18 protein-coding genes are annotated in these 23482 nt (G+C 59.1%); 14 read left to right on the top strand and 4 right to left on the bottom strand.

Features of this window, described 5'->3' with window-relative positions:
* Positions 1-237 precede the first annotated feature (237 nt).
* Positions 238-2415, top strand: coding sequence for an autotransporter outer membrane beta-barrel domain-containing protein (locus tag AABC73_RS18490; RefSeq protein ID WP_341520416.1), 2178 nt, complete (start codon positions 238-240; stop codon positions 2413-2415).
* A gap of 54 nt (positions 2416-2469) precedes the next feature.
* The gene (locus AABC73_RS18485) at positions 2470-3948 is read left to right on the top strand and encodes a hypothetical protein (protein WP_341520415.1); all 1479 of its coding nucleotides are present in this window, start codon (positions 2470-2472) and stop codon (positions 3946-3948) included.
* 42 nt (positions 3949-3990) lie between these two features.
* On the opposite strand, the gene AABC73_RS18480 is transcribed toward AABC73_RS18485, so the two are convergent.
* The 3 genes from AABC73_RS18480 to AABC73_RS18470 are packed head-to-tail and all read right to left on the bottom strand — an operon-like array spanning position 3991 to position 7044.
* Entirely contained in the window at positions 3991-4971 is a 981-nt protein-coding gene (locus AABC73_RS18480; protein ID WP_341524277.1) for an alpha-L-glutamate ligase-like protein, read from the bottom strand.
* Positions 4971-6506 (bottom strand): inactive transglutaminase family protein, encoded by a 1536-nt coding sequence (locus AABC73_RS18475; RefSeq protein ID WP_341520414.1) that lies wholly within the window; start codon positions 6504-6506, stop codon positions 4971-4973. The genes AABC73_RS18480 and AABC73_RS18475 overlap by 1 nt, the downstream gene beginning before the upstream one ends.
* A gap of 4 nt (positions 6507-6510) precedes the next feature.
* Positions 6511-7044, bottom strand: a complete 534-nt coding sequence (locus AABC73_RS18470; protein ID WP_341520413.1) for an ATP-dependent zinc protease — start codon at positions 7042-7044, stop codon at positions 6511-6513.
* A 572-nt stretch (positions 7045-7616) separates the two neighbouring features.
* Between AABC73_RS18470 and AABC73_RS18465 the strand changes: the two genes are divergently transcribed.
* The 6 genes from AABC73_RS18465 to prpD all read left to right on the top strand — a co-directional run bounded on the left by AABC73_RS18465 (position 7617) and on the right by prpD (position 16084).
* A complete protein-coding gene (locus AABC73_RS18465; RefSeq protein WP_341520412.1) occupies positions 7617-8354 on the top strand; it encodes a GntR family transcriptional regulator in 738 nt (245 codons plus the stop codon).
* Positions 8351-9244 carry a methylisocitrate lyase gene (prpB, locus tag AABC73_RS18460; protein WP_341520411.1) on the top strand — a complete coding sequence of 298 codons (894 nt, stop codon included), beginning with the start codon at positions 8351-8353 and terminating at the stop codon, positions 9242-9244. The genes AABC73_RS18465 and prpB overlap by 4 nt, the downstream gene beginning before the upstream one ends.
* A gap of 153 nt (positions 9245-9397) precedes the next feature.
* A complete protein-coding gene (prpC, locus tag AABC73_RS18455) occupies positions 9398-10525 on the top strand; it encodes a 2-methylcitrate synthase (protein WP_341520410.1) in 1128 nt (375 codons plus the stop codon).
* Between the two features lie 92 nt (positions 10526-10617).
* Positions 10618-13209, top strand: a complete 2592-nt coding sequence (gene acnD, locus AABC73_RS18450; protein ID WP_341520409.1) for a Fe/S-dependent 2-methylisocitrate dehydratase AcnD — start codon at positions 10618-10620, stop codon at positions 13207-13209.
* A gap of 107 nt (positions 13210-13316) precedes the next feature.
* The gene (gene prpF / locus AABC73_RS18445; protein ID WP_341520408.1) at positions 13317-14501 is read left to right on the top strand and encodes a 2-methylaconitate cis-trans isomerase PrpF; all 1185 of its coding nucleotides are present in this window, start codon (positions 13317-13319) and stop codon (positions 14499-14501) included.
* A gap of 95 nt (positions 14502-14596) precedes the next feature.
* Positions 14597-16084: a 2-methylcitrate dehydratase gene (gene prpD, locus AABC73_RS18440; protein WP_341520407.1), complete on the top strand. Its 1488-nt coding sequence runs from the start codon at positions 14597-14599 to the stop codon at positions 16082-16084.
* 168 nt (positions 16085-16252) lie between these two features.
* Here the strand turns inward: prpD and AABC73_RS18435 are convergent, their stop codons facing one another.
* Complete coding sequence (locus AABC73_RS18435) at positions 16253-17071, bottom strand: pyruvate, water dikinase regulatory protein (RefSeq protein ID WP_331149162.1); 819 nt, start codon at positions 17069-17071, stop codon at positions 16253-16255.
* A gap of 180 nt (positions 17072-17251) precedes the next feature.
* Between AABC73_RS18435 and ppsA the strand changes: the two genes are divergently transcribed.
* From ppsA to AABC73_RS18405, 6 genes are all read left to right on the top strand, one after another.
* Positions 17252-19627 (top strand): phosphoenolpyruvate synthase, encoded by a 2376-nt coding sequence (gene ppsA / locus AABC73_RS18430; protein ID WP_341520406.1) that lies wholly within the window; start codon positions 17252-17254, stop codon positions 19625-19627.
* A gap of 97 nt (positions 19628-19724) precedes the next feature.
* A complete protein-coding gene (locus AABC73_RS18425) occupies positions 19725-20717 on the top strand; it encodes an alpha/beta fold hydrolase (RefSeq protein WP_341520405.1) in 993 nt (330 codons plus the stop codon).
* A 94-nt stretch (positions 20718-20811) separates the two neighbouring features.
* A complete protein-coding gene (gene rraA, locus AABC73_RS18420) occupies positions 20812-21300 on the top strand; it encodes a ribonuclease E activity regulator RraA (RefSeq protein ID WP_341520404.1) in 489 nt (162 codons plus the stop codon).
* Between the two features lie 11 nt (positions 21301-21311).
* Entirely contained in the window at positions 21312-22307 is a 996-nt protein-coding gene (locus tag AABC73_RS18415) for a zinc transporter ZntB (RefSeq protein ID WP_020290167.1), read from the top strand.
* Between the two features lie 89 nt (positions 22308-22396).
* Positions 22397-22651 carry a CrfX protein gene (locus tag AABC73_RS18410; protein WP_341520403.1) on the top strand — a complete coding sequence of 85 codons (255 nt, stop codon included), beginning with the start codon at positions 22397-22399 and terminating at the stop codon, positions 22649-22651.
* A 2-nt stretch (positions 22652-22653) separates the two neighbouring features.
* A complete protein-coding gene (locus AABC73_RS18405) occupies positions 22654-23478 on the top strand; it encodes a mechanosensitive ion channel domain-containing protein (RefSeq protein WP_331149167.1) in 825 nt (274 codons plus the stop codon).
* Positions 23479-23482: the final 4 nt, after the last annotated feature.

The following is a 23482-nucleotide window of genomic DNA, read 5'->3' as shown; positions in this document are numbered from 1 at the left end:
AATTCAGGTCGTGGCAGGGTATTAGCTGTTCAAATCCTTTTTCAGTTGTGGTATTGGGGCGGTGACTGGCTGCAACTGTAGGAAAATTCAGCTAGCATTTGAGGAAATGTCCTACATTGATTTGAGAAGTTGAAGCGTAGGCTTTCGATGCTTGCAATCAGGGCTGCCCCCGCAGTGCAGCCCTTTGCTGGGTTTTTGCAAATCTCGTTCACTGAAATCAATTAAAGGTATTCGCTAATGTCAGTCATTGGGTCAATTTCCATGACGCCTCTAGCAAGAGGACTCAAACTAAGCATTTTAAGCTCGGCACTGTTAGTTGCTGATCCCGTATGGGCGCTCTTTGTTGATCGACCACTTACTATTAACGAGAACACGGTCTTGCAGGACTATCAATTGACCCGCAACGGCCAATTGACTTCCAACGGCGCCACGACTGACAAAATAACCATGGTGACGGGTGCCACGTTGGTACTCAACGGAACTACCGTGTCCAGCGATTCGATAGCGATCCGGATGAGCGGCGGTGACAGCACCATCACCGGCAGCAACATCAGCAGCTTGATTCAGGGCATGTCGGTCGGCCAGGGGAACGCGGGCGACGGCGCAATAGCTCGAGTCTACGGCAGTCAGATTTCGGGGGTGGCACGTGGGGTCGTTATCGGTCCCAAGTCAACGCTCTATCTGGAAAACAGCAATGTTTCCGGAACCGGTCCTGACGGATTCGGCATTGACCTGTTTGAAGGCAATCTCCAGGCGGTCGGATCAACCATCAGCGGCACCCGGGACGGTGTGACCTTCCTCAGCATTGCCGGTTCTGGCGCAAGCGCAAGCATGGACCTGAACGGCTCGCATGTGACAGGTCAGACCGGCTCGGCCATTGTCCTGCGCGACTCGGCCACAGCACAGATCAACGTCGCCAACGGCTCAACGCTGACGGCTGGCAACGGTACCCTGCTGGAAGTCACCAGCGGTTCCGCTGCCAACATGACGGTCGACAACAGCATGCTGACGGGTAACGTCGTGGTGGAGGGTGGCGGCACGGCCAACCTGACCCTGCAGAATCACGCCAGCCTGACAGGGCGGCTGGATAACGTTGCCAGCCTTGCGGTCAACAGCCAGGCCCAGTGGGTCATGGTCGGTGACGGCGAAGTCGGCCAGTTGGCGCTGGACGGCGGCACCATAAAATTCGGAGACCCAACGGCGTTCTACCAGCTGTCGGTGGGTTCCCTGTCGGGTAACGGCACATTTGTGATGGATGCCGATTTTGTCACCGGCCAGCATGACTTCCTCAACGTCACCGGCGCAGCCTCCGGCACCCATACGCTGTTGATCGGCAGCAGCGGCGCGGACCCGGTAGCCGAAAGCGAAATGCATGTCGTCCACATCGACAGTGGCGATGCGCAGTTCTCGCTGTTGAACGGTCCGGTTGATCTCGGCGCGTTCTCGTATGACCTGGCCCAGCGCGGCAATGACTGGTATCTGGACACCGCCACCAAAGTCATCAGCCCAGGCACTCGTTCGGTGCTGGCGCTGTTCAACACAGCCCCGACCGTCTGGTATGGCGAACTGAGCACCTTGCGCAGCCGTATGGGCGAACTGCGCATGAACGGGGGCAAGGCAGGCGGCTGGATCCGCACTTACGGCAATAAATACAACGTATCGGCGGCGTCCGGCGTGGGATACAAACAGACTCAGCAAGGTATTTCCTTTGGTGCCGATGCGCCTCTGCCAATTGGCGACGGGCAATGGCTGATCGGTTTGCTGGGCGGCTACAGCAAGTCGGATCTGGATTTGCAGCGAGGCACATCGGGGGACGTCGACAGTTACTACGTCGGTGCCTACACGACCTGGCTGGATGCTGACAGCGGCTATTACGTCGATGCCGTGCTCAAGTTCAACCGCTTCCAGAACGAATCCAAGGTTCAGCTCAGCGACGGGACTCGTACCAAAGGTGATTACAAAAACAGCGGCGTCGGCGCTTCGGTCGAAGCAGGACGGCATATCAAGCTGGACGACGGTTACTTCGTCGAACCTTACACCCAGCTTTCCGGCGTGGTGATTCAAGGCAAGGATTACGACCTGGATAACGGTCTTTCCGCCGAGGGTGACCGTACCCGTTCGTTACTGGGCAAGGTCGGCGCGACGGTAGGCCGCAATTTCGACATGGGCGACGGCAAGACCATCCAACCCTATGTGCGTGCTGCGTATGCTCACGAGTTCGCGAAGAACAACGAAGTGCAGGTCAATGACAACGTGTTCAACAACGACTTGTCCGGCTCGCGGGGCGAATTGGGTGCCGGGGTTGCCATTCAACTGGCCGAGCGGTTGCAGGCGCATGTCGATCTGGACTACAGCAACGGCGACAATATCGAGCAACCCTGGGGTGCGAATTTCGGCGTTCGTTATAGCTGGTAACCAAGGAGTGACAAGGGGCCGCGCTGGCCCTTTGTCTTGCAATGGAGACAAGCGATGTCCATTCCCTACGACCAGGACCCTGACGCGGACTTGCATAAGCCGCCAAAAGTCGAGGTTGCGCTTCCGGATATTGAGGGCGGGGAGGAAAACCTGTTACCCGTCAGCGCCACCCAGGCGGATTTGAAAGTCACGTTTGAACCGTGGCCTATCCAGAATCCCACGCCGAACCCCGAGAAAGTGGAATTGTTCTGGAACGACGCCTGGCTGACAGAAGGCCAGTGGTACTCGCCCATCAATCCTGATGATCTATTCCTGATGGTCCCGCAAAACCGGCTTGGCGAAGGATCTCATGTCATTTATTACAAGGTCACAGCTTATAACGGCGCCGTTCTTGCCTCCGAGCCGCTGACCATCACCATCGACAAGACGGCGCCGATCCTGAGCCAGACAGATGAGCGTTTGATATTCCCACGCGAGGTAGTGGACGACGGCGTAACTGCTTATTACCTGTCGATAAACGAAGACAAGGTTCTGGCTGAGGTACCCGCCTATGACAAGATAAAACCCGGCGATATCCTGACCTGGTTCTGGGATCGGGCTCCCTTCAGTCCTGAAGAAGTTGATTCAATAGAGCTGAGCCTTGATGACGTCAGCAAGCCGCTGATAATTGCCTTCGAAGGCGACATGATCCGGACTCGTGGTGACGGGGAACGCTACGCGTATTACCGAGTGCAGGATCGGGCGGGCAACACGAGCGACGATGCGCGTCCAGTGACTTTAACTGCAGCGGCAAAGCCTGTGCCGCGTGATCTTCCCTGGCCTGATGTGGACAAGGCTGTTGGTTCGGGCGAGGTCGTCAGTCTGGTGCCGGAGAATGTGACCTCGGGTGCCACGGTGATTGTCCCTGATACCTTCGTCTTGAATCCGGACGAAGTCATCTGGGTGCAATGGGCCGAGCCCGGCGCGCTGGGCGCCTTTCGAACCTCAACCCCCGCGCCTGCAAACTCCCGCCGCTACGCCGTGCCCAAGGAGCACGTGGCGCCGCATGTAGGCAAGCGACTGCCCGTTAAATACGAGGTGGTCGGCCCGAAAGGGACAGAGCCTTCGGCCGTTCGCCAGCTCGAGTTGCAAAAACTGAATATCGACAGATTGCCGATGATCCAGTGTGAAGACCGCACTGGCGGCACCTTGAGCCTGGCTTTGATTCCCGCCAGCGGTGCGCGGTTCAAGCTGGGCACCTGGACACTGATGGCGACAACCCAGCACATCACCATCGAAGTGACCGGAACGAGTGTGACGGGACAGCCGATCAAACATACCGTGTTGGACAGCCACGCAGTGACCAGTGCAGAACTGATCAGCGGGATTGGAGCGGGGAACAACGTCACTGCTCCTAAAGCATTTATGAGCCAGCTCCAGCGTGGTGCCAGATTCTCGGTCAAGGTCTATGTCAGTTTTGATCAGGGCCTAACATGGCCGACGCCCGGCGTCCCCAATTTCCCTATCAGCGATGACATCACTCTGGTGGAATGACTGGCCGTCAATCCCAGGTCAAACACGTTCGTTATCGAGTGTTTAAAGCATTCCCTCAACGTGCCCAAACAATTCCTGCACAAACCTGACCCGCGCCTCCGGCGTCTCAACCGTGCCCTCCAGCGCCAACTGCTCCAGCCGCGCTTCCACCGCTTGGGTGCGATGAGTCAGTCCGCAGTCGTTGGCGATCTGGATATTCAGGCCGGGGCGGGCGTTGAGTTCGAGGATCAGCGGGCCTTTTTCCTGATCCAGGACCATGTCCACGCCGATGTAACCCAGGCCGCACAGCTCATAGCATTCGGCGGCGAGTTTCATGAAGCCGTCCCAGTTGGGCAGCTGCACGCCGTCCACCGCATTGGTGGTATCCGGGTGTTTGGTGATGATGCTGTTCAGCCAGGTGCCTTTGAGGGTAATCCCGGTGGCGAGGTCAACACCGACGCCAATGGCGCCCTGATGCAGATTGGCCTTGCCGCCGGACTGCCGCGTCGGCAGGCGCAGCATGGCCATCACCGGATAGCCCATCAGCACGATGATGCGAATGTCCGGCACGCCTTCGTAACTGATGCTTTTGAAGATCTGGTCCGGGGTGACGCGATATTCGATCAGCGCGCGGTCCCGATGTCCGCCCAGTGAATACAGGCCGGTGAGGATGCTGGAGATCTGATGCTCGATCTCCGAATGGCTGATGATCCGCCCGGAAATTGTCCGGTAACGGTCTTCGAAACGGTCGGCAATCACCAGAATGCCATCGCCGCCCGCGCCCTGAGCCGGCTTGATCACGAAGTCGCTGCGCCCGCCGATGATCTCATCGAGCTTGTCGATTTCTTTCTCGGTGGAAATCACCCCGTACATTTCCGGCACATGAATGCCGGCCTGAATCGCCCGTTGCTTGGTGATGATCTTGTCATCGACGATGGGGTACAGGCTGCGCTTGTTGTACTTGAGCACGTAGTCGGCGTTACGCCGGTTGATGCCCATGATTCCCTTGGCTTCCAGCGCCTTCCAGGTTTTCCACCAGCCGATCATTTTTGCTCTTCCTTGAGGAAGGCCTTGAAGCGGATCAGCTCGGTCAGGCGGTAACCGCGATAGCGACCCATGGCCAGCATGAAGCCCACCAGAATCAACAGCACCGCCGGGAAGGTGAACACGAAGTAGATCAGCTCCGGCACGCTCATGATGATGTGCGCCAACGATGCTGCGAACAGCGTACCGATGGCAACTTTCATGGCATGGCCGCCGCCGCGTTCTTCCCAGGTAATCGACAGGCGTTCAATAGTCATGGTCAGAATCACCATCGGGAACAGCGCCACCGAAAGCCCGCGCTCAAGGCCCAGCTTGTGGCTGAACAGGCTGATGGCCGCGATCAGCACCACGACGAAGGTCAGCACCACGGAAAGTCGCGGCAGCATTTGCAGCTTCAGGTGTTCCAGATACGAGCGCAGCGACAGGCCCAGCGCGGTAATGATGGTGAACAGTACGATGCCAAAGCCCAGCTGGGTTTCCCGGAAGGCGAGGGCGATCAGCACCGGCGTGAAGGTGCCCAGGGTTTGCAGGCCGATCAGGTTGCGCAGGATCAGGATCACCAGCACGCCAATCGGGATCATCACCATGATCATGAAGGTCTGCTGGGTTTGCAGCGGCAAGCCGTACAGGGAATATTCGAGGAAGTCCGCGTCAGTGTTGGCATCGGTCAGCTTGGCCAGGCGGATGGCGTTCATTTCACTATTATTGAGGCTGAAGCTGACCGAGGCTTTCTTGCCGCCATCGACGGTGATCAGATTCTCGTCACCGGTCCACCACAGCAGGCGGTCCTCCGGCAAACCTTGCTCGCCGGTATCCGGGCTGAAATACAGCCAGCTCTTGCCATTGAAGCTGCGCAGCCACAGTTCCGGGCTCTGCGGCTGATCGGCCACCAACCGGATGGTGTGGACCTTTTCCAGCGGCACGTGGGCGATGGACAGCAACAGCTCGGTGACCCGCGCCTTGTTGGAACTCGATGTATCGCCCGCCAGCAGCAATTTAACGTTGTCGTCGGCGAGGTTGTTGACCCGCTTGATGGCTTCGGTGATGAACGTCTCGACGTCCGCCGAGTGCTGGCGAATCGGCGCGAGCAAGGCTTCAGCGGCGATTTTTTCCGGGCCTTCGACGACGATGCTGTCGCGGAAGATCGGACCTTTGATCTTGGCTTTCTCACCGCTGTAACGCTTGGTCAGCACCAGCCGGTAATACAGCGTCTGGTTGCCGGACACGCGCCGGGCCGACCACGTCACCTTGCGATTGCCATCGACGCGGTTGACGCTCACCCCGTAATTGTTGGAGATAAAGCTTTCATTGAGGCTGATGTAATCCCGGGCCAGCGGCGGCACGAACATCTGGATCTTGACCGGGTCTTTCGGGCTGGCGACGAACTCGACCTTGGCGTCGATGTTCCACAAGTCGTCAGTTTCGTCCTCGGTCACCGGAATGCCCAGCGCCAGAATCTGATACGCCGTGATCGCGATGCCCAGAGTCACCAGCACAGCGATCAGGATTTTCAGATGGAGTGTGAGAGAGCGCATCTATTTACTCGGTGATTTGAGCGGTGATTGCACAAGCGGGTTTGCCCGCTGCGTATTTAAGACTGGGATCGACCAGCGCATCAAAGCGTTTCAACGCCTCGGAGCCGATCAAAAGCGGATATTGGAAAGCACTTCGGTCGGTCAAGTTCACTTCGATGGTGCGTAAAGCGCCACCCATGCACACATCAAGGCTGATCACCGGGCGCGCGGTGTATTTTTTCTCGTCATCGGCATCACGGTCATCAGCGCGACGCTTGATCTTGCTGAGCCTGGCCAGCGGCTTTTCGATGGGGTGCGCATGGGCGTCATCGATGGCCAGATAAAAGCGCACCCAGCTTTCGCCATCGCGCTTGAAATGCTTGATGTCCCGAGCGCTCAGCGACGCCGTCTTGGCCCCGGTGTCCAGCTTGGCGGCCACTTGCAGGTCGATATCAGTCAGCTCGGCGTATTCGTTCAGGCCATAGACGGTTTTGTCGCCAGCGACGACGACACCTGGAAGCAAGCACAGGCAAAGGGTAAAAAGGGGCTTGAGATTCATAAATCCTGGTGCGTTGAGAACGATCCTCGGAGCCGTGCGTGCAGCGATAGTGCAGGCATGATCGTCAATCTGGAGAGGAAAATCCGCTGGCATGAGGCCACTAACAGCGGTCACGCGCGGGCGGCATTCTAGCATGAAGGGTTTTAGCCTTACTGCCCGGATTGGAAGGCAATTGCGTTGGAGGCTTGCCCGCGAGCCGGCCGTAGGAGCGACTTTAGTCGCGAAGGCGTCAATTGCCCTCCCGGCTAAAGCCGGTCCTACGCGCTTTCGCGGGCAAGCCTCGCACATAGGATCGCGCCGATTCTGAAATTGTGGGAGCGAACTTGTTCGCGAAGAGGCCGGGACAGGCTTCGAATGCCTCGCTGACTGAACCGACGTCCTCCCGGATAAATCCGGTCCTACAGGCTTTTGTGGGAGAGGAATGTCGCATCGCGGGCAAGCCTCGCTCCAACGGGAAGTCATTCTGATACACACGCATTATTAGACGATTGTCGACAATCAACTGATTTCATTTGACCGATACCTCGGATATGGCTAGTTTTAGCGCCATTGATCCATAAGGTGTCGACACTATGCTGGATACGCTTGAAATCATTGCCCCTGCGGCGGACGATTCGGAGACGCTGTCCGAGAACGTTTTTCGACGTATTCAGGCGGCTATCGTCAAGGGTGAGATCGCCCCCGGCAGCAAGATTTCCGAGCCGGAGCTGGCGCGTACGTATGGCATCAGCCGGGGTCCGCTGCGTGAGGCGATTCATCGGCTGGAAGGGCAGCGGCTATTGGTGCGCGTTCCGCATGTCGGGGCGCGGGTGGTTTCCCTTAGTCACGCCGAGCTGATCGAGCTGTACGAAATTCGCGAGTCACTTGAAGGCATGGCCTGTCGCATGGCGGCCGAGCGCATGACCAGCGAAGAAATCGATGAGCTGCGCCGGGTGCTGGATACCCATGAGCGCGATGCGGCGTTTCAGGCTGGCGTTGGCTATTACCAGCAAGAAGGCGACTTCGATTTTCATTACCGGATCATTCAGGGCAGCGGCAATCGCACCCTGACTCAGATGCTCTGCGGCGACCTCTATCAGCTGGTGCGTATGTACCGCATTCAGTTTTCCGCGACGCCCAATCGACCGCGTCAGGCGTTTGCCGAGCATCACCGCATTCTCGACGCCATCGCCGAGCGTGACGGTGAGCTGGCCGAGCTGTTGATGCGCCGGCACATCGCGGCGTCCAAACGCAATATCGAGCGCCATATGCTCGAACAAGGCGCCCAAGTGCCGGGCACCGTCCAATCCCCTATCCGAGGTGAAAAATGAATTCCAACAAAAGCACTCCCGGTCAGCGTTTTCGTGATGCCGTCGCCAGTGAAAGCCCTCTGCAGGTCGTGGGTGCGATCAACGCCAACCATGCCTTGCTGGCCAAGCGCGCCGGTTTCAAGGCGATTTACCTGTCGGGTGGCGGCGTCGCAGCGGGTTCGCTGGGCGTGCCGGACCTGGGTATTACCGGGCTGGATGATGTCTTGACCGACGTGCGGCGTATCACCGACGTCTGCGATCTGCCGTTGCTGGTGGACGTGGATACCGGCTTTGGCTCGTCGGCCTTTAATGTGGCGCGCACCGTGCGTTCGATGATCAAGTTCGGCGCGGCGGCGATTCATATCGAGGACCAGGTGGGCGCCAAGCGCTGCGGCCATCGTCCGAATAAGGAAATTGTTTCCCAGCAGGAAATGGTCGACCGCATCAAGGCGGCTGTCGATGCCCGCACCGATGACAGCTTCGTGATCATGGCGCGTACCGATGCGCTGGCGGTGGAAGGCCTGGAGTCTGCGCTGGAGCGGGCTGCCGCATGTATTGAAGCCGGCGCCGACATGGTGTTTCCGGAAGCGATTACCGAATTGGAGATGTACAAGCTGTTCGCCGCGCGGGTCAAGGCGCCGATCCTGGCCAACATCACCGAGTTCGGCGCCACGCCGCTGTTTACCGTGGACGAGCTGCGCGGCGCCGATGTGTCGCTGGTGCTCTATCCTTTGTCGGCGTTCCGCGCCATGAACAAGGCGGCTGAAAACGTTTACGGCGCGATTCGCCGCGACGGCACCCAGCAAAACGTGATCGACACCATGCAGACCCGCATGGAGCTGTATGACGCAATTGATTACCACGTCTTCGAGCAGAAGCTGGATGCGTTGTTTGCGCAGAAGAAGGGTTGATGAAATCCGTGGGAGCGAACTTGGTGGGAGCGAGCTTGCTCGCGAATGTGTCTGGGGGGATGGCCTCTTCGCGAGCAAGCTCGCTCCCACGAGTAGAGCATCCACAGTTTAAAAATTGCCAATTCCCTAACAAATTCAAAATTGGAGAGAGCAATGGCTGAAGCAAAAGTATTGAGCGGCGCTGGCCTGCGTGGTCAGGTTGCCGGACAAACTGCCTTGTCGACCGTGGGCCAGGCTGGCGCCGGTCTGACCTATCGCGGTTACGACGTACGCGAGCTGGCCGCCGAGGCGCGCTTTGAGGAAGTCGCTTACTTGTTGCTGTACGGCGAACTGCCGACTCAGGCCCAGCTGGACGAGTATCTGGCCAAGCTGCAAAAGCTGCGTGACCTGCCGCAAGCCTTGAAGGAAGTACTGGAACGGATTCCCGCCGACACCCATCCGATGGATGTGATGCGCACCGGCGCGTCGATGCTCGGCACGCTGGAACCTGAACTGAGCTTCGATCAGCAACGCGACGCCACGGATCGGCTGCTGGCCGCGTTCCCGGCGATCATGTGCTACTGGTATCGCTTCAGCCACGATGGCGAGCGTATCGACTGCGTGACCGACGAAACCTCCATCGGCGGCCACTTCCTGCATTTGCTGTTGGGCAAAACGCCCAGCGAGCTGCACGTCAAGGTGATGGACGTTTCGCTGATTCTCTACGCCGAGCACGAATTCAACGCGTCGACCTTCACCGCACGGGTCTGCGCTTCGACCTTGTCCGACCTGTATTCCTGCGTCACAGCGGCCATCGGCACCTTGCGCGGGCCTTTGCATGGCGGCGCCAATGAAGCGGCCATGGCCATGATCGAGCGTTTCAGCTCAGCTGAGGAAGCAGTCAAAGGCACCCTGGCGATGCTCGAGCGCAAAGACAAGATCATGGGTTTCGGCCACGCCATCTATAAAGAGTCGGATCCGCGGAACGAAGTGATCAAGGGCTGGGCGAAAAAACTCGCCGATGAAGCAGGGGACACGGTGCTGTATCCGGTTTCCGAAGCCATCGACAAGACCATGTGGGAACAGAAAAAGCTCTTCCCTAATGCCGACTTCTACCACGCCTCGGCGTATCACTTCATGGGCATTCCGACCAAGCTGTTCACGCCGATCTTCGTCTGCTCACGCCTGACCGGCTGGGCCGCCCACGTCTTTGAGCAACGCTCCAACAACCGCATCATCCGTCCGAGCGCCGAATACGTCGGCGTCGAACAGCGTGCGTTCATCGCTATCGATAAGCGCTGAACGTATAGCTGACTGGACTGCATTGACCGAGACAGGGGAGCCGCCGATGAGCTCCCCGTCCATCCACCGAATTTCGTGATGAGTCCCCGCGCATGAACACTGAACATCGCAAACCGCTGCCCGGCACCCGCCTGGATTACTTCGACGCCCGTGCGGCGGTCGACGCGATCGAGCCCGGCGCTTACGACACGCTGCCGTATACCTCTCGGGTGTTCGCCGAAAACCTCGTGCGTCGCTGCGATCCAGCAACGCTGGTGGCGTCCCTGACCCAGCTGATCGAACGCCGCCGCGACCTGGATTTTCCGTGGTTCCCGGCGCGGGTAGTCTGCCATGACATCCTTGGCCAGACCGCGCTGGTGGACCTGGCCGGTTTGCGCGATGCGATTGCCTTGCAAGGTGGCGATCCGGCGCTGGTCAACCCGGTGGTGCCGACCCAGCTGATCGTCGATCACTCGCTGGCGGTGGAGCACGGCGGCTTTGAGAAGGATGCCTTCGAGCGCAATCGCGCCATTGAAGACCGGCGCAACGAAGACCGTTTTCACTTCATCAACTGGACCAAAAAAGCCTTCAAGAACGTCGATGTGATCCCGCCCGGCAACGGCATCATGCACCAGATCAATCTGGAGCGAATGTCGCCGGTGGTGCATGCACTGGACGGCGTGGCGTTCCCGGATACGCTGGTCGGCACCGACAGCCATACGCCGCATGTCGACGCGCTGGGTGTGATCGCCATTGGCGTCGGCGGGCTGGAAGCCGAGAGCGTGATGCTCGGTCGCGCCTCCTGGATGCGCCTGCCGGACATCATTGGTGTCGAGCTTGTGGGCAAGCGCCAACCGGGTATTACCGCGACCGACATCGTGCTGGCGGTGACTGAATTCCTGCGCGGCGAGAAAGTGGTGTCGTCTTATCTGGAGTTCTTCGGCGACGGCGCCAACGCGCTGACCCTCGGCGACCGCGCGACCATTTCCAACATGACCCCGGAGTTTGGTGCGACGGCGGCAATGTTCTACATCGACCAGCAAACCCTGGATTACCTGACCCTGACCGGCCGCGAGCCCGAGCAGGTCAAGCTGGTGGAAACCTACGCCAGACAAACCGGTCTGTGGGCCGACAGCCTGAAAACCGCCGTCTACGAGCGCGTGCTCAAGTTCGACCTGTCCAGCGTGGTGCGCAACATCGCCGGGCCATCCAATCCCCATCGCCGGGTGCCGACTTCGGAGCTGGCGGCGCGAGGGATTTCCGGCGTGGTCGAAAACGAACCGGGCCTGATGCCGGACGGTGCGGTGATCATCGCCGCGATCACCAGTTGCACCAATACCAGCAACCCGCGCAACGTGATTGCCGCAGCCTTGCTGGCGCGCAACGCCAACGCCGCTGGCCTGAGCCGCAAGCCGTGGGTCAAGACTTCACTGGCGCCGGGTTCCAAGGCGGTTCAGTTGTATCTGGAAGAAGCCAATCTGTTGCCGGAGCTGGAAAAGCTTGGCTTTGGCATCGTCGGCTTTGCCTGCACCACCTGCAACGGCATGAGCGGCGCGCTGGACCCGAAAATCCAGCAGGAAGTCATTGATCGTGATCTGTACGCGACGGCTGTGTTATCCGGCAACCGCAACTTCGACGGACGCATTCACCCTTACGCCAAACAGGCGTTTCTGGCCTCGCCGCCACTGGTGGTCGCTTACGCCATTGCCGGCACCATCCGTTTCGATATCGAGAAGGACGTACTGGGCACCGATCTGAACGGCAAGCCGCTGACCTTGAAAGACATCTGGCCCAGCGACGAAGAAATCGACGCGGTGGTCAAAGCCAGCGTCAAGCCGGATCAGTTCCGGCAGGTCTATATCCCGATGTTCGAGATCAAGGCTGACGACGGCGAGAAAGTCGCGCCGCTGTACGATTGGCGCGCGCAAAGCACCTATATTCGTCGTCCGCCGTACTGGGAAGGCGCGCTCGCCGGGGCGCGACCGCTCAAGGGTATGCGCCCGCTGGCGGTGCTGGGTGACAACATCACCACCGATCACTTGTCGCCGTCCAACGCCATCATGCTCGACAGCGCCGCCGGTGAATACCTGGCGAAAATGGGCCTGCCGGAAGAAGACTTCAACTCTTACGCCACCCATCGCGGTGATCACCTGACCGCACAGCGAGCGACTTTCGCCAACCCGAAACTGCTCAACGAAATGGTGCAGGTCGACGGCAAGGTCAAGCAGGGTTCACTGGCGCGGGTCGAGCCGGAAGGTCAGGTCACGCGCATGTGGGAAGCCATAGAAATTTACATGGAGCGCAAGCAGCCGCTGATTATCATTGCCGGCGCCGACTACGGTCAGGGTTCGTCCCGTGACTGGGCGGCCAAAGGCGTGCGTCTGGCGGGTGTCGAGGCAATTGCCGCTGAGGGTTTCGAGCGCATTCACCGCACCAATCTGGTGGGTATGGGTGTGTTGCCGCTGGAGTTCAAGCCCGGGGTTGATCGGCATACCTTGAGCATCGACGGCAGCGAAACCTTCGACGTACTCGGCGAGCGCATTCCGCTGAGCACTATGACCCTGGTGATCAATCGCAAGAACGGCGAGCGCGTCGAGGTGCCGGTGACCTGTCGCCTGGACACCGCTGAAGAAGTCTCGATCTATGAGGCGGGCGGCGTGTTGCAGCGCTTTGCCCAGGATTTCCTGGAGTCTGCGTTGGCATGACTGTTCGCGAGCAAGCTCGCTCCCACGGGATACGGTTGAAACAGTGGGAGCGAGCTTGCTCGCGAAAGCAATGCCTGAAGCTCGCCTAATCTAAGAGGACACGTTCCATGGCTCACCCAGTGCAAATCAAAATCCCCGCCACTTATATGCGCGGCGGCACCAGCAAGGGCGTATTTTTCAAACTGCAGGATTTGCCCCTCGACGCGCAGGTCCCCGGCGCGGCCCGTGACACCTTGCTGTTGCGGGTGATTGGCAGCCCCGATCCCTATGAAAAGCAGATCGACGGCATGGGCGGCGCGACGTCCAGCACCAGCAAGACGGTGATCGTGTCGAAAAGCAGCAGGCCCGAGCACGACGTGGATTACCTGTTCGGTCAGGTTTCCATCGACAAGCCTTTCGTCGACTGGAGCGGCAATTGCGGCAATCTGTCAGCAGCGGTCGGCCCGTTTGCCATCAGCAATGGTTTACTGCAAGCCAGTCGTGTCCCGCAAAACGGTGTCGCGGTGGTGCGTATCTGGCAGGCCAATATCGGCAAGACGATCATTGCGCATGTGCCGATCACTGACGGCGCGGTGCAGGAAACCGGTGATTTCGAACTGGACGGGGTGACGTTTCCTGCCGCCGAGGTGCAGTTGGAGTTCATGGACCCGGCAGCAGACGAAGAGGGCGCGGGCGGCTCGATGTTTCCTACCGGCAATCTGGTGGATGACCTTGAGGTGCCGGGTGTCGGCACGTTCAAGGCGACCATGATCAATGCCGGGATTCCGACGATTTTCATCAATGCCAGGGATATCGGCTACACCGGCAGCGAATTGCAGGGCGATATCAACGGCGATCCCAAGGCGCTGGCGATGTTCGAGACCATCCGCGCTTACGGCGCGCTGCGCATGGGCCTGATCGAGCATCTGGATCAAGCGGCCAAGCGCCAGCACACGCCCAAGGTGGCCTTTGTTGCGGGGCCAGCGGCTTACGTGGCTTCCAGTGGCAAACCGGTGGCAGCCGAGAGCGTCGATCTGCTGGTGCGCGCCATGTCCATGGGCAAGCTGCACCACGCCATGATGGGCACGGCCGCTGTCGCCATCGGCACCGCTGCGGCGGTTCCCGGCACGTTGGTCAACCTGGCGGCTGGCGGCGTCAAGCGTGAAGCAGTGCGTTTCGGCCATCCATCCGGCACCTTGCGGGTCGGTGCTGAAGCCGTGCAAAGCAATGGCGAATGGAAGGTCACCAAGGCCATCATGAGTCGTAGTGCCCGGGTGTTGATGGAAGGCTGGGTGAGGGTGCCTGGGGTTTGAGCCACAGATGATGCACGGCCAAACTGTAGGACCGGATTGATCCGGGAAAGCATCAGTTCTGCCAGCGAAAATCCTTCGGACAAAGAGGAATTGAAATGAGCAGCAACGTTGATCTGAACAACCGCCCGGACTATGACCAGGTTCTGCAGGACATCGCCGATTATGTGCTGACCTACCGGATCGAGTCCCCGCTGGCTCTGGACACCGCGCGCAATTGCCTCATGGATACGTTGGGTTGCGGCCTGCTGGCCTTGCGTTTCCCGGAATGCACCAAGCATCTGGGCCCCATCGTCGAAGGCACCGTCGTGCCTTTTGGGGCTCGGGTTCCGGGTACGAACTTGCGCCTCGACCCGGTCAAGGCCGCCTGGGATATCGGCTGCACGATTCGCTGGCTGGATTACAACGACACCTGGCTCGCAGCGGAATGGGGGCATCCGTCGGACAACCTCGGCGCGATTCTCGCCGTGGCCGACCATCTGTCCCAGAAGCGTGTGGCAGATGGCGAAGCGCCGCTGAGCATGCGGACGGTGCTCGAGGCGATGATCATGGCCCACGAGATTCAGGGTGTGATCGCCCTGGAAAACTCCTTTAACCGCGTCGGACTGGACCACGTATTGCTGGTGAAAGTGGCGTCCACTGCCGTCGCCGCGAAACTGATGGGCGCCAGTCGCGAGCAGATGCTGGCGGCGCTGTCCCACGCTTTTGTCGATGGTCAGGCATTGCGGACTTATCGCCACGCGCCCAATGCCGGTTCGCGAAAATCCTGGGCGGCGGGCGATGCCACCAGTCGCGCAGTGCGTCTGGCGGACATCGCCATGCGCGGAGAAATGGGCATTCCGGGCGTGCTGACCGCGCCGCAGTGGGGCTTTTACGACGTGCTGTTCAGTCACACCAACAAAGACCTGGCGCTCAAGGCCGGGGATCAACGTGCCTTCAGCCTGTCCCGGCCCTACGGCACTTATGTGATGGAAAATGTGCTGTTCAAGATCAGCTTCCCCGCCGAATTCCATGCGCAAACGGCCTGTGAGGCGGCAGTCACGTTGCACCCGCTGGTACGCAATCGAATCTCCGAAATCGACCGGATTGTCGTGACCACCCATGAATCGGCGATTCGCATCATTTCCAAGGTCGGGCCGCTGGCCAACGCCGCTGATCGCGATCACTGTCTGCAGTACATGATCGCGGTCCCGCTGGTGTTTGGCACGCTGATCGCCGAGCACTATGAGGACGAATTTCATACGGCCCATCCGGTCATCGATCAACTGCGGGACAAGATGGAAATCGTCGAAGATCCACGCTACAGCCGCGAGTATCTGGAAGCGGACAAGCGCTCTATTGCCAATGCAATTCAAGTGTTTTTCAAGGACGGTTCCAGCACTGACAAGATTGAAGTCGAATACCCCATCGGCCACCGCCGACGTCGCGCCGACGGCATCCCGCTGCTGGAAGAGAAGTTCAAAAGCAACCTGGCCACCCGTTTCGCCCCACAACGCTGCGAGCAGATCCTCGCCGTGTGCAAGGATCAGGCAGGCCTGGAAGCGCTGCCGGTGCATCGGTTTGTGGATTTGTGGGTGAATCTATAGGGGCAAAGATACATAGGAGCGAGGCTTGCCCGCGAAGAGGTCGTTACATCCGACACAAGGCGGTGCCTGAAATACCGCCTTCCCGGACAAGTCCGGTCCTACCGAACCATACCCGGTCCGGCAGGAGGGGACTTGTCCCCGAAGAGGTCGGGGGTAGTTCAAGGCTTGTTATTTGAAGCGCCGCTCCACGCCTTTCTCGACCAGCACCTTGGCCGAGATTTCTTCTACCGAGAAATGCGTGGAATTGATGTTCGGGATGTTCTCGCGGCGGAACAGGTTTTCCACCTCGCGGACTTCAAACTCGCACTGGGCGTAGCTGGCGTAGCGGCTGTTGGGTTTACGTTCGTGGCGAATCGCCGTTAACCGATCTGGATCAATGGTCAGACCGAATAATTTGTTACGGTGCTCCTTGAGCGCGTTGGGCAGTTGCAGGCGCTCCATGTCGTCTTCGGTGAGCGGATAGTTGGCCGCGCGGATGCCGAATTGCATGGCCATGTACAGACAAGTCGGGGTTTTGCCGCACCGCGAGACGCCCACCAGAATGATGTCCGCCTTGTCGTAATAATGGGTGCGTGCGCCGTCGTCATTGTCCAGGGCGAAGTTCACCGCCTCGATCCGCTCCATGTAGTTGGAGTTGTGACCGATGGAGTGCGATTTGCCCACCGAGTAGGAAGAGTGTGAACTAAGCTCCTGCTCCAGCGGCGCGAGAAAGGTCGAGAAAATGTCGATCATGAAGCCGTTGGACGTCGCGAGGATTTCGCGGATGTCCTGATTGACGATGGTGTCGAAAATGATCGGGCGCACGTCGTCCTTTGCAGCGGCGGCGTTGATTTGTTGTACCATCGCCCGCGCTTTCTCGACGCTGTCGATGTAGGGCCTCGTGAACTTGTTGAACGTAATGTTCTCAAATTGCGCTAACAGGCTCTGGCCTAGAGTTTCGGCCGTGATGCCGGTGCCGTCGGAGATAAAGAAAGCGGATCGTTTCATTTGCGCCTTGGGCCTTAAGCTGGTGACGATTCTTGGATATCATAGGCGCGCATGCGGGCCTGGGTGGTCCGCATTCTCACTTATTTTCATGGCCCAGGCCACAAACGCCCGGAAGCGCAGTACACGTTACGGGTGCATGAGCTTTTCCCAACAACAAACATAGTTAGTGGAGAGATCACCTTGGTAGAGTACGTAGTTTCCCTCGAAAAGCTCGGCGTCCATGATGTGGAGCATGTGGGAGGCAAGAACGCATCCCTCGGCGAAATGATCAGCAACCTCGCAGGTGCTGGCGTTTCGGTGCCTGGTGGCTTTGCCACTACGGCTCAGGCCTACCGTGATTTCCTTGAGCTGAGTGGTCTGAACGATCAGATTCACGCAGCCCTGGATGCTCTTGATGTCGACGATGTCAACGCGTTGGCCAAGACCGGCGCGCAGATTCGTCAGTGGATCATGGACGCCGAGTTTCCCGAGAAGCTCAACGCCGAAATTCGCACTGCCTTCGCCACATTGTCGGCAGGCAATCCGAATCTGGCCGTTGCCGTGCGCTCTTCCGCCACCGCCGAAGACCTTCCCGACGCTTCGTTCGCCGGTCAGCAAGAAACCTTCCTGAATATCCGTGGCGTCGAGAACGTGATCCGCGCGGCCAAGGAAGTGTTCGCCTCGTTGTTCAACGACCGCGCCATTTCCTACCGCGTGCATCAGGGTTTTGACCACAAACTGGTGGCATTGTCCGCTGGCGTGCAGCGCATGGTCCGCTCCGAGACCGGCACCGCAGGCGTGATGTTCACCCTGGACACTGAATCGGGCTTCCGCGACGTGGTGTTCATCACCGGCGCTTACGGCCTGGGCGAGACCGTGGTGCAAGGCGCGGTCAATCCGGACGAATTCTACGTGCACAAAGGTACGCTTGAAGCCGGTCGTCCTGCGATCCTGCGCCGCAACCTGGGCAGCAAGGCAATCAAGATGATCTACGGCGAAGAAGCCTCGGCCGGCAAGTCGGTCAAGGTCATCGACGTGGATGCTGCAGACCGCGCACGTTTCTGCCTGAGCGACGAGGAAGTTTCCGAACTGGCCAAACAGGCGATGATCATCGAGAAGCACTACAAGTGCCCGATGGACATCGAATGGGCCAAGGACGGTGACGACGGCAAGCTCTACATCGTTCAGGCGCGTCCTGAAACCGTGAAGAGCCGCTCCCAGGCCAACGTCATGGAACGTTACCTGCTCAAGGAAACCGGCACCGTATTGGTAGAAGGCCGTGCCATCGGCCAGCGCATCGGTGCCGGCAAGGTCCGCATCATCAAGGACGTGTCCGAGATGGACAAGGTCCAGCCGGGCGACGTACTGGTCTCGGACATGACTGACCCGGATTGGGAACCGGTCATGAAACGCGCCAGCGCCATCGTCACCAACCGGGGCGGTCGTACCTGCCACGCGGCGATCATCGCCCGTGAACTGGGTATTCCGGCCGTGGTCGGTTGCGGCAATGCCACCCAAGTGCTGGTGGATGGCCAGGGCGTGACGGTTTCCTGCGCCGAAGGCGACACCGGTTACATCTTCGAAGGCGAGCTGGGTTTTGACATCAAGACCAACTCGGTCGATGCCATGCCGGATCTGCCGTTCAAGATCATGATGAACGTCGGCAACCCGGATCGCGCGTTCGACTTCGCCCAGCTGCCCAACGCCGGTGTCGGCCTGGCGCGTCTGGAATTCATCATCAACCGTATGATCGGCGTGCACCCCAAGGCGCTGCTCAACTACGACGGTCTGCCCCAAGACATCAAGGACAGCGTCGACAAGCGCATCGCCGGTTACAACGATCCGGTCGGCTTCTACGTCGAAAAACTGGTCGAAGGCATCAGTACCCTGGCGGCGGCGTTCACCCCGAAAAAGGTCATCGTGCGCCTCTCGGACTTCAAGTCCAACGAGTACGCGAACCTGATCGGCGGCAAATTGTACGAGCCGGAAGAGGAAAACCCGATGCTGGGTTTCCGTGGCGCCTCGCGTTACATCAGCGAGAATTTCCGCGACTGCTTCGAACTCGAATGCCGCGCGCTCAAGCGTGTCCGCGAAGAGATGGGCCTGACCAACGTGGAAATCATGGTGCCGTTCGTGCGTACCCTGGGCGAAGCGAGCCAGGTGATCGACCTGCTGGCGGAAAACGGTCTGAAACGCGGCGAAAATGGCCTGCGCATCATCATGATGTGTGAACTGCCGTCCAACGCGATTCTGGCTGAAGAGTTCCTCGAATACTTCGACGGCTTCTCCATCGGCTCCAACGACCTGACTCAGCTGACGCTGGGCCTGGACCGCGATTCCGGCGTCATTGCGCATCTGTTCGATGAACGTAATCCAGCGGTCAAGAAACTGCTGTCCAACGCAATCCAGGCCTGTAACAAGGCCGGCAAATACATCGGCATTTGCGGCCAGGGGCCGTCGGACCATCCGGATCTGGCGCGCTGGTTGATGGATCAAGGTATCGAAAGCGTCTCGTTGAACCCCGATTCCGTGCTGGAAACCTGGTTCTTCCTGGCAGAGGCTCAGGCTCCGGTCTGATCTCACTGAGTCAAGCCCCGACCTGCTGACGTGGGTCGGGGCTTTTTTATGTTCAATCAGGGCGGCAATCCAGCCGGCCTTTTAGTACCCGAGCAAAATGCAAAGCAGCAGCAGCCTTTTTCCTGTGGCCTTGATCAGCGCCGAACGACGTGGCGATCTGATCGAGGACGTTTATCGCCTGAAACCCGCCAACAGTCCTGATGCCAGCGTCGAAATCGCCTTGACCCGTCTGGGACTGGTTGCGCAACCCGATGCGCGCGGCGTGCCGGTGATCCTGTTGCACGGCAGTTTTTCCAATCGACGGTTCTGGTATTCGCCCAAAGGCATTGGCCTGGGTGCGTATCTGGCCCGCGCCGGCTTTGATGTGTGGATTCCGGAAATGCGCGGGCATGGCTTGTCCGCGCGCAATCAGGCTTATCGCTACAACCGGGTTGCCGACTATGCGCGTTACGACCTGCCGGCCATCGCTGCGTTCGTGACCGAACAGAGCGGGCAAGTCGCCCACTGGATCGGCCATTCGCTGGGCGGCACAACCCTGGCTGCGGCGTTGGGCGGTCAGTATCTCGGGCCGCACAGCGCGGCTTCGGTGGCGCTGTTCGGCAGTCAGATCAGCCGCACCTACTGGCCGCTGAAATTTCCCCCGCTGCAATGGTCCAGCCGCTTGCTGCTCAAACCCTTCGAGCACATTTCCGGTCCGCGCTTCAAACGTGGCCCGGAAGACGAGCCGATTGGCCTGGCGCTGGAAAGCTTGCGCTGGCATGGCTTGTTCGGTCGGTTCGGCGACAAGTACAGCGACTGGTGGGCGGGTCTGGCCGAAGTGGCCGTGCCTTTATTGGTGGTCGCGGCGGCGGGCGATCATCAGGACCCGGTGTGGGCCTGTCGCAAGCTTTACGAGCAGATCGGCTCGCAGCAGCGCACGTTCATCTGCCTGGGGCGTGAACAGGGTTTCTCCGAGGATTTTGGCCACGTGCAGATGCTGGTCAGCAAAGCTGCGCAGCGCGAGGTCTGGCCGCTGGTCAAGGGCTGGCTGGACGAGCGCAGCATGCCTGTACCGGAGCTGTCGCAGCAGCCGATCGCTGCAATGCATTGACCTGGATCGTTTCGCTGTCGCCTGGTTACGGCTAAGCTACGACGCAGTAGATGGATTTGCCCCTTGATGAACCTTCACTGATAGGAGTTACGTCATGCATTACCTCACTCCCGATTTGTGCGATGCCTACCCGGAACTGGTGCAGGTCGTTGAGCCGATGTTCAGCAATTTTGGCGGCCGTGATTCCTTCGGTGGCGAAATCGTCACCATCAAGTGCTTTGAAGACAATTCCCTGGTACGCGAACAGGTCGAGCAGGACGGCAAGGGCAAGGTGTTGGTCATCGATGGTGGCGGATCGCTGCGTTGCGCCTTGCTGGGCGACATGCTGGCCGAGAAGGCCGCTCGAAGCGGCTGGGAAGGCATGGTTATCTACGGCTGCATCCGCGACGTGGATGTGATCGCGCAGACCGACCTCGGCGTTCAGGCGCTGGCCAGTCACCCGAAAAAGACCGACAAGCGCGGCATCGGCGATCTCAATGTCCCGGTCACTTTTGCCGGCGTGACCTTTCGTCCGGGCGAATACGTGTACGCCGACAATAACGGCGTGATCATTTCGCCTTCTCCTCTGAAAATGCCGGAATAAGCGAAGTACGAATGTTTGACGAGCAAAACGCGCAGTGGGGGCTGGTACATGCTCTCGTATTGGATGGTAGTGGCGGGGCGCGTTTCATCGCTCGGACCGAACTGGATTGCCTACAGTTGCAGCCGCACGAGAGTGTCTGGCTGCACTGGGACCGTGGCCATCCGCAAACCCATACCTGGTTGCGCACCGCGAGCGGCTTGAGCGAGTTCGCCTGCGACCTGCTGCTCGAAGAAAACACCCGGCCACGTTTGCTGCCGCTGCCGGACGACAACCTGTTGCTGTTCCTGCGTGGGGTCAATCTCAATCCGGGGGCCGAGCCTGAAGACATGGTCTCGGTGCGGATCTTCGCCGCCGCCCAGCAGGTCATTTCCCTGCGCCTGCGTCCGCTGCGCGCCACCGACGAACTGATCGAGCAGCTGAACGAAGGCAAGGGGCCGAAAACCGCCTCCGAACTCATCCTTTATCTGGCCCAATATCTCACCGACAAAGTGCAGGCATTGGTCGGCGACCTGACTGAATCGGTCGATATAGAAGAAGAAAAGATAGATGCCGACGAGCGGTATACGCCCGATCACGGAACGTTGCTGCATATCCGTCGCCGAGCCGCTGGCTTGCGGCGTTTTCTCGCTCCGCAACGGGACATATACGCGCAACTGACCCGCAGTAAGTTCCCTTGGTTTGTCGACGACGATGCCGACTACTGGAATGAGCTCAACAACAGCCTGACCCGTTACCTCGAAGAACTGGAATTGACCCGTGAACGCGTGGGTTTGGTGCTCGAATCCGAAGATCGGCGCCTGCGCGAACGGATGAATAAAACCATGTATCGCTTCGGGATCATCACCGGTATTTTCCTGCCGATGAGCTTTCTGACCGGCTTGCTGGGGATCAACGTCGGAGGCATACCGGGGTCCGCCAGTCCTTACGGTTTTCTGGTGGCCTGTGCGTTGATAATCGCGGTCGCGTTGGGCCAATGGTGGCTGTATAGACGCCTGCGCTGGGTGTAAAAACGCAGATATTTGTCCAGGCCTGACCAAAGGCGTGTGACTCATGCAAATTTGGTCGCGTCTTTTAGTGACGTTACGTGAGGTGCCTGATGCACGATCCGTTTGAAGAATCTTTGCGCGACATGCTTAATTCGTCTTCCTCCAGCCGGGATGACGATGCGTGCCTGGGGCGAGTGTTGAAGACCGCCAACCGTCAGGTCGGCGCGGGCGTACTGTTCGGCCTTCTGGGTCGTTGGTCGCAGGCCATGATGATTGCCCTGAACAATGGTTCGGCCCACGTTTCGCCGGTGTCACGCCGCAATACACTTAAAGTAAACGCTCGCTCTGTCGATAAGGCTGATTGAACATGGAATTGGATCTCTGGACCCAGAGCCTGGTTGCTGCAATGACTGCATTGTGGACCAAAGTTGCAAATTTCATCCCGAACCTGTTTGGTGCCCTTGTTGTCGTTTTGCTGGGCTTTGTTGTTGCCAAGTTGCTTGATACCTTGCTGTCCAAGTTACTGGCCAAGCTGGGCCTGGATCGCCTGATGGGCGGCACCGGCTTGACCAAGCTGATCAGTCGCGCTGGCGTTCAAGTGCCGATCTCGACGCTGATTGGCAAGATTGTTTACTGGTTTGTATTATTGATTTTCCTGGTGTCGGCGGCCGAGTCGCTGGGTCTGGAACGGGTTTCCGCAACGCTGGATATGCTGGCGTTGTACTTGCCGAAAGTGTTCGGTGCGGCTTTGGTGTTGCTCGTGGGAGTGCTGTTGGCGCAATTGGTCAACGGCCTGGTGCGCGGAGCCGCTGAAGGTGTAGGGCTGGATTACTCGGCCGGGCTGGGAAGAGTTGCCCAGGGCCTGGTCATTATCATCAGTATTTCGGTGGCGATCAGCCAGTTGGAGGTCAAGACCGACCTCCTTAACCATGTGATCGTGATTGGTTTGATTACCGTTGGTCTGGCAGTTGCGCTGGCCATGGGCCTCGGAAGTCGCGAAATTGCAGGCCAGATACTGGCGGGAATTTATGTGCGGGAGTTGTATCAGGTAGGGCAACAAGTGCGTGTTGGCGAGGTCGAAGGCCAGATCGAAGAAATTGGCACGGTGAAAACCACCCTGCTGACCGATGAGGGAGAGTTGGTTTCATTGTCCAACCGGATCCTCCTCGAACAGCGAGTGAGCAGCCGATAGGCGG

Source organism: Pseudomonas sp. G.S.17 (genome assembly GCF_038096165.1).
Taxonomy (GTDB): Bacteria; Pseudomonadota; Gammaproteobacteria; order Pseudomonadales; family Pseudomonadaceae; genus Aquipseudomonas.
Note: the sequence above shows the minus strand (reverse complement) of the source record. Positions and strands in the feature narration are given on the sequence as shown.

Bases quoted from the DNA above. Each gene is read 5' to 3' on its own strand.
- AABC73_RS18415 (WP_020290167.1), top strand. From the start codon at position 21,312: ATGTTTGACGAGCAAAACGCGCAGTGGGGGCTGGTACATGCTCTCGTA.
- AABC73_RS18465 (WP_341520412.1), top strand. From the start codon at position 7,617: ATGCTGGATACGCTTGAAATCATTGCCCCTGCGGCGGACGATTCGGAG.
- prpD (WP_341520407.1), top strand. From the start codon at position 14,597: ATGAGCAGCAACGTTGATCTGAACAACCGCCCGGACTATGACCAGGTT.
- prpC (WP_341520410.1), top strand. From the start codon at position 9,398: ATGGCTGAAGCAAAAGTATTGAGCGGCGCTGGCCTGCGTGGTCAGGTT.
- prpB (WP_341520411.1), top strand. From the start codon at position 8,351: ATGAATTCCAACAAAAGCACTCCCGGTCAGCGTTTTCGTGATGCCGTC.
- acnD (WP_341520409.1), top strand. From the start codon at position 10,618: ATGAACACTGAACATCGCAAACCGCTGCCCGGCACCCGCCTGGATTAC.
- rraA (WP_341520404.1), top strand. From the start codon at position 20,812: ATGCATTACCTCACTCCCGATTTGTGCGATGCCTACCCGGAACTGGTG.
- AABC73_RS18485 (WP_341520415.1), top strand. From the start codon at position 2,470: ATGTCCATTCCCTACGACCAGGACCCTGACGCGGACTTGCATAAGCCG.
- AABC73_RS18475 (WP_341520414.1), bottom strand. From the start codon at position 6,506: ATGCGCTCTCTCACACTCCATCTGAAAATCCTGATCGCTGTGCTGGTG.
- prpF (WP_341520408.1), top strand. From the start codon at position 13,317: ATGGCTCACCCAGTGCAAATCAAAATCCCCGCCACTTATATGCGCGGC.
- AABC73_RS18405 (WP_331149167.1), top strand. From the start codon at position 22,654: ATGGAATTGGATCTCTGGACCCAGAGCCTGGTTGCTGCAATGACTGCA.
- AABC73_RS18490 (WP_341520416.1), top strand. From the start codon at position 238: ATGTCAGTCATTGGGTCAATTTCCATGACGCCTCTAGCAAGAGGACTC.
- AABC73_RS18425 (WP_341520405.1), top strand. From the start codon at position 19,725: ATGCAAAGCAGCAGCAGCCTTTTTCCTGTGGCCTTGATCAGCGCCGAA.
- AABC73_RS18435 (WP_331149162.1), bottom strand. From the start codon at position 17,071: ATGAAACGATCCGCTTTCTTTATCTCCGACGGCACCGGCATCACGGCC.
- AABC73_RS18470 (WP_341520413.1), bottom strand. From the start codon at position 7,044: ATGAATCTCAAGCCCCTTTTTACCCTTTGCCTGTGCTTGCTTCCAGGT.
- AABC73_RS18410 (WP_341520403.1), top strand. From the start codon at position 22,397: ATGCACGATCCGTTTGAAGAATCTTTGCGCGACATGCTTAATTCGTCT.